Annotated in this window: 5 protein-coding genes and 1 pseudogene; 1 reads left to right on the forward strand and 5 read right to left on the reverse strand. The window is 70.5% G+C overall.

Annotated features, from left to right (window positions below; all coding sequences use genetic code 11):
* Position 1: 1 nt before the first annotated feature.
* From clpB to RT323_RS09910, 5 genes are all read right to left on the reverse strand, one after another.
* Positions 2–2,590, reverse strand: a complete 2,589-nt coding sequence (gene clpB / locus RT323_RS09890; protein ID WP_313407714.1) for an ATP-dependent chaperone ClpB — start codon at positions 2,588–2,590, stop codon at positions 2–4.
* A 270-nt stretch (positions 2,591–2,860) separates the two neighbouring features.
* The gene (locus RT323_RS09895; RefSeq protein WP_313407717.1) at positions 2,861–4,351 is read right to left on the reverse strand and encodes a PTS ascorbate transporter subunit IIC; all 1,491 of its coding nucleotides are present in this window, start codon (positions 4,349–4,351) and stop codon (positions 2,861–2,863) included.
* A 33-nt stretch (positions 4,352–4,384) separates the two neighbouring features.
* Positions 4,385–4,657, reverse strand: a complete 273-nt coding sequence (locus RT323_RS09900; RefSeq protein ID WP_313407719.1) for a PTS sugar transporter subunit IIB — start codon at positions 4,655–4,657, stop codon at positions 4,385–4,387.
* A complete protein-coding gene (locus RT323_RS09905; protein WP_313407722.1) occupies positions 4,654–5,115 on the reverse strand; it encodes a PTS sugar transporter subunit IIA in 462 nt (153 codons plus the stop codon). Before RT323_RS09905 ends, RT323_RS09900 begins: the two co-directional genes overlap by 4 nt.
* Before the next feature lie 108 nt (positions 5,116–5,223).
* Positions 5,224–5,853 carry a class I SAM-dependent methyltransferase gene (locus tag RT323_RS09910; RefSeq protein WP_313407725.1) on the reverse strand — a complete coding sequence of 210 codons (630 nt, stop codon included), beginning with the start codon at positions 5,851–5,853 and terminating at the stop codon, positions 5,224–5,226.
* A gap of 92 nt (positions 5,854–5,945) precedes the next feature.
* Between RT323_RS09910 and RT323_RS09915 the strand changes: the two are divergent.
* Positions 5,946–6,163, forward strand: a pseudogene (locus RT323_RS09915) (hypothetical protein); the annotation flags it as partial.

The raw sequence follows: 6,163 nt of genomic DNA on the forward strand, positions 1-6,163 counted from the left end.
GTCAGGCGCGGCGAACGGTCAGCCCGTCCGCCTCGGGAGTGCGGTCCACGAGGACCGTGTCCCCGTCGCGGATCCCGCCGGAGAGCAGCTCGCGCGCGAGGCGGTCGCCGATCGCCTGCTGCACGAGGCGCCGCAGCGGCCGGGCGCCGTAGGACGGGTCCCAGCCCGTCAGCGCCAGCCACTCCTTCGCGGCGACCGTCACGTCGAGCGTGATCCGCCGCGCGGCAAGGCGCCGACCGAGCGACGCCAGCTGCAGGTCGACGATCCGGGTCAGCTCCTCGACGCCGAGCGCGTCGAACATGACGACCTCGTCGAGCCGGTTGAGGAACTCGGGCTTGAAGGCCATCCGCACGACCTCCATCACCTTGTCCCGCTTCTCGCGGTCGTCCAGCGCGGGATCGACCAGGAAGGGCGAGCCGAGGTTCGACGTCAGGACGAGGATGACGTTGCGGAAGTCGACCGTGCGGCCCTGGCCGTCGGTCAGGCGACCGTCGTCGAGCACCTGCAGCAGGATGTCGAAGACCTCGGGGTGGGCCTTCTCGACCTCGTCGAGCAGCACGACCGAGTACGGGCGACGACGCACCGCCTCGGTGAGCTGGCCGCCCTCGTCGTACCCGACGTAGCCCGGAGGGGCACCGACGAGGCGCGCCACCGAGTGCTTCTCGGAGTACTCGCTCATGTCGATGCGCACGATCGCGCGCTCGTCGTCGAACAGGAAGTCCGCGAGCGACTTGGCCAGCTCGGTCTTGCCCACGCCGGTCGGGCCCAGGAACAGGAACGAGCCGGTCGGCCGGTCAGGATCCGAGATCCCGGCCCGGGCGCGGCGCACCGCGTCGGACACGGCACGCACGGCCTCGCGCTGGCCGATGAGGCGCCGGCCCAGCTCGTCCTCCATGTGCAGCAGCTTCTCTGTCTCGCCCTCGAGCAGCCGGCCGGTGGGGATGCCGGTCCAGGCCGCCACGACCTCGGCGATGTCGTCCGGGCCGACCTCCTCGTGGACCATGCGGTCCGCCGACGCCGACTCCTCCGCGGCCTGGGCCTCGGCGAGCTGCTTCTCCATCGCGGGGATCTCGCCGTAGAGCAGACGACTGGCGGTGTCCATGTCACCCTCGCGCTGGGCGCGGTCGGCGGCGATGCGGGCCTCGTCGATGTTCTGCTTGATCTCGCCGACGGCGTTGAGGCCCTGCTTCTCGGCCTCCCACCGCTGCTCGAGCGACCGCAGGGTCTCCTCCTGGTCGGCCAGCTCCTGGCGCAGCGCGGCGAGGCGCTCGCGACTGGCCTCGTCCTTCTCGCCCTGCAGGTGCAGCTCCTCCATCTTCAGGCGGTCGACCGAGCGACGGAGCTCGTCGATCTCGACGGGGCTGGAGTCGATCTCCATCCGCAGGCGGCTGGACGACTCGTCGATGAGGTCGATGGCCTTGTCCGGCAGCTGGCGTCCGGGGATGTAGCGATGCGACAGCGTCGCCGCGGCAACCAGGGCCGCATCGGCGATCTCGACCTTGTGGTGCGCCTCGTACTTCTCCTTGAGGCCGCGCAGGATCGCGATCGTGTCCTCGACGCTGGGCTCGCCGACGAAGACCTGCTGGAAGCGGCGCTCCAGCGCGGGGTCCTTCTCGATCGACTCGCGGTACTCGTCGAGCGTCGTCGCGCCGATCATCCGCAGCTCGCCGCGGGCCAGCATGGGCTTGAGCATGTTGCCCGCGTCCATCGCCGAGTCGCCGGTGGCACCGGCACCCACGACGGTGTGCAGCTCGTCGATGAACGTGACGACCTGGCCGTTGCTCTCCTTGATCTCGGCCAGCACGGCCTTGAGCCGCTCCTCGAACTCGCCGCGGTACTTCGCGCCCGCGACCATCGCCGAGAGGTCGAGCGCGATGAGCCGCTTGTCACGCAGGGACTCGGGCACGTCGCCCGCGACGATGCGCTGGGCGAGACCCTCGACGACGGCGGTCTTGCCGACGCCGGGCTCGCCGATGAGCACGGGGTTGTTCTTGGTGCGGCGGCTCAGCACCTGGACGACGCGACGGATCTCGGCGTCGCGGCCGATCACCGGGTCGAGCTTGCCCTCGCGGGCGAGCGCCGTCAGGTCGATGCCGTACTTCTCGAGCGACTGGTACTGGTCCTCGGCGTCCTGGCTGGTGACGCGCGCGCTGCCGCGGACGGCGTCGAACGCGGCGGTCAGCGCGTCGGGCGTGGCGCCGTGACGCGTCAGCGTGTCGGCCGCGGGGCCGGCGACGGTCGCGATGCCGACGACGAGGTGCTCGCTGGAGACGAACTCGTCACCGAGCTCGCCGGCGAGATCGATCGCGCGCTGCAGCGCCTCGTGGGTCGCCCGCGCCAGCTGTGGGTTGCCGACGGTCGAGCCGCTGGCACTGGGCAGCTTCGCGAGCACCTGGGCGACGTCCGCCAGGACGCTCCGGGGATCGACGCCGGCCGCCGTCAGCAGCGGGGCGGCCGTGCCGCCGTCCTGGGTCAGGAGTGCGTGGAGGAGATGAGCCGGCTCCACGGTGGGGTTGCCGGCGGCCGCGGCCTGCTGCACGGAGGCGGCGAGGGCCTGCTGGCTTCGCGTGGTGAGGTGATTCATGTCCATGTCAGAGTCAACGGTACGAAAGTTGAGTCCATTCCACTCAACTCTGAGATTTTTCTCCGGACTCGAGCGGACTCGCGCAGCGCTCACCGAAGGCGCACGGCCCCGCCCGGCCCCATCCCCCACTTTTGGAGCAGGATTCCGCGCGAGATGGTCCCGGCGGAGGAATCCTGTTCCAAAAGTGGGGGGAGGAGAGCGCGCAGGCCGGGACCCGAGCCGGAACGCACGCAGGCCCGCCCCCTCCGGGACGGGCCTGCGTGGGTGGGACGCGAGCTACTCCTTCGCCCGCGTCTCCTTGGCGGCCTCGGCCGCGGCGGCGTCCTCCTCCGCGAGGATCACGTCACGCTGCGCACCGGGCGTCCAGCCGGAGTCCACGACCTTGACCTGGTAGATCGAGCCCGCGACGACGAGCACCACGCCGATGATGACGCACAGCACGATGCCCACGCCGGAGCCCGCCTGGAAGCTCGTGCCGAGCAGCGTGCCGAACCAGCCGAAGTCGGCGTCACCGAACGTCGAGTTGATGTCGCCGAGCGCGCCGAAGACCTGCAGCAGCAGCGCCGGCAGGATCGTGATGAGCACGCCGTTGACGAAGCCGCCCACGACGGCGCCCTTGCGACCACCCGTGGCGTTGCCGTAGACGCCGGCACCGCCACCGGTGAAGAAGTGCGGCACCATGCCGGGCAGGATCAGCGCGAGGCCGAAGGCCGGCTCCAGCCACACGGCGATCAGGGCGAGCGTCACCAGACCGCCCACGAACGAGGCCAGGAAGCCGATCAGCACGGCGTTGGCGCCGAACGGGAAGACGATCGGGATGTCGAGCGCCGGCTTGGCGCCGGGGACGACCTTCTCGGCGATGCCCTGGAAGGCCGGGACGAGCTCACCGAGCACGGTGCGGACACCGTAGAGGATGATCGCGACGCCGACGCCGAACTGCAGGGCCTGACCGAAGCCGGCCATGACCGCGGCACCCGCGTCGGCCGCGCCGAGCAGCTCCTTCGTCGTCTCGGGGCTGGCGATGAGGCCCCAGACCACGAACACCTCGTAGATGAGGACCATCGACAGCGCCGTGGCGACCATCGAGTCGCGCAGGAACTTCAGGCCCTGCGGGAAGTTGATCTCCTCGGTGGAGCGGCTCTTCCTGCCGACCGCCTGGCCGGAGGCGCCGGCGGCGATGTAGCCCAACGTGCCGAAGTGGCCGATGGCCAGCGAGTCGTCGCCGGTGATCTTGCGGGTCCACGGCTGCGCGAGCGCCGGCATGACCACCATGATCACACCGAGCAGGAACGCGCCGACGAGGACGACCAGCCAGTCGTTCTTGCCGTCGAGGCCCACCGACAGCACGACGGTCAGCATGAGCGCCATGAACACCATGTGGTGTCCGGTGAGGAAGATGTAGCGCAGCGGCGTGAAGCGGGCCAGCGCCAGCATCACCAGGAAGCCGAGCGTCAGCACGTATGCGCTCTGCGCGCCGTACTCCTCGGCGGCCATCGCGGTGATGACCTCGTTCGTCGGGATGACGCCCTGGGCGCCGGTGACGTCGAGGATGATCTCGCCCAACGGGCCGAGCGACGCGACGACCACGTTCGCGCCGGCACCGAGGATCAGGAAGCCGAGCGCCGCCTTGAGGCCGCCGCCGATCACCTGTCCGCTGGACCGCTTGAGGGCGATCAGGCCGATCGCCGTGATGATGCCGATGAGGTACGCGGGCACGTTGAGGATCTCTTGCCCGAGGAAGTCGAGTACGTCGACCAACCAGTCCATGTCGTTCTACTTTCTTGTCATTCGTCCGCGGCGTCAGGAGACGAGCGGGGTCAGCTTCTCGGTGATCTCGGCGACGTCCATGAAGTTGTCGATCACGACGACCTCGGCGGGGACGTCACCGATCTCGGGGGCCAGCTCGGCCGAGGTCAGCACGATCTGGGCGGTCCGCGCGGCGCCCTTGGCGGTGCCGATGTCGGCAGCCTCGACGTCGGCGTCCACGCCGAGCGCCCGCAGGGCCTTCTCGGCGTTCATCTTCAGCAGCACCGACGTTCCGATGCCCATTCCGCACACGGCGACGATCTTCATGAGTTCTGTCCTTCGTTGGTGGAGAGGATCTCGAGGACGCGCGCCGGCGAGTCGGCGTCGCGCAGTGTGGCCAGCAGATCGGTGTCCCCGAGCACGGCCGCGAGGGCGGACATGAGTCCGATGTGACCGTCGTGGTCGAGAGCGGCCAGCGCCACCACGAGCCACACGGGGTCGTTCTTCTCGTGACCGAACTCGACCGGCTCGGCCAGCTGGAGCCACGAGATCCCGGCGCGCTGCACGGCCGGCGAGGGCCGGGAGTGCGCCAGGGCGATGCCCGGTGCCAGCACGATGTACGGGCCGAGCTTGTCGACCGTCGCGATCATCTCGTCGGTGTACTCGTCGGTCGTGACGCCGGTGGCCGTCAGCCGGGCCCCGGCCTGTCGCACGGCGTCGCGCCAGTCGTCGGCGTGGACGCCGACCGCGATCGCGTCTTCGCTGAGTTCGTCGGACAGTCCCACGGGTCGCCCCTTACTACCGTCCCGGGCGGGACGGCGATCTGAGCCTACCGCTCACGGGGTTTCTTTTGGGAACCGCTATACAAATGTGGCCCGGCGCGTCGACCCGCGTCAGGAGGGACGCTGCAGCACGCGCAGGCTGTCGGTGTGGCCGACCTCGACGAAGCCGTCGGCCAGCGCCCGCTCGTAGATGTGGAACGGGGCCTGGCCGCCGTCGTCCGGGTCGGGGAACACGTCGTGGATGGCCAGCGCTCCGCCTGGCCGGACCCACGGGGCCCAGCCGGAGTAGTCGGCCTGTGCCGCCTCCTCGGTGTGGCCGCCGTCGATGAAGACGAGGTCGGCGGGCGTGCGCCACCACGACGAGATCGTGGCCGAGCGGCCCACGATCGGCACGACGACGTCCTCGAGGCCGGCGGCCCACAGGGTGCGGCGCAGCACCGGCAGCGTGTCGAACGTGCCTGTCTCGGCGTCGACGAGGGACGCGTCGTGGTACTCCCAGCCGGCCTGGTGCTCCTCCGAGCCGCGGTGGTGGTCGATCGTCACGAGCGTGGCGCCGTGCTGACGCGCGACGTGACCCAGGTGAACCGTCGACTTCCCGCAGTACGTGCCGATCTCGACGATCACTCCGCCCTCGGTGGCGAAGCGTGCCGCAGCGTCGCGCAGGGCGGCGGCCTCGACCTCGGGCAGGAACCCACGGACGTCGTCGGCGATGCGGGCGAGGTCCTCGGGAAGCGCGTTCACCCGCCGCACTCTACGACCCGCACGCGTGGGGCTGATGGTGACATCCGTCGCAATCGTCAGACAATCGCCGGATCCGCCCGTACCATCGCACAGTGACCCGACGCTTCTGCGCCTGGACCGCCGCGACTGCGGCGGTCCTTTCTGTGTGGGCCGCCTCGCCTGCCCTGGCCGAGTCGGCGCCGTACCCGACGACCCCGACGACCGCGCCCACCGAGCCGGTGGTCGCCCCCACCCAGCCCGCCGAGACCGAGCCGGCCGTCCCGCCGGCGGACGGTGGCATCGATGCCGGTGGCGAGGTCACGCTGCCCAA

Origin of the sequence: Aeromicrobium sp., from assembly GCF_032084975.1 — a bacterium.
Taxonomy (GTDB): Bacteria; Actinomycetota; Actinomycetes; order Propionibacteriales; family Nocardioidaceae; genus Aeromicrobium.

Excerpts from the sequence above, each read along its gene's own strand:
- RT323_RS09895 (WP_313407717.1), bottom strand. The coding sequence starts at position 4,351 with ATGGACTGGTTGGTCGACGTACTCGACTTCCTCGGGCAAGAGATCCTC.
- clpB (WP_313407714.1), bottom strand. The coding sequence starts at position 2,590 with ATGGACATGAATCACCTCACCACGCGAAGCCAGCAGGCCCTCGCCGCC.
- RT323_RS09900 (WP_313407719.1), bottom strand. The coding sequence starts at position 4,657 with ATGAAGATCGTCGCCGTGTGCGGAATGGGCATCGGAACGTCGGTGCTG.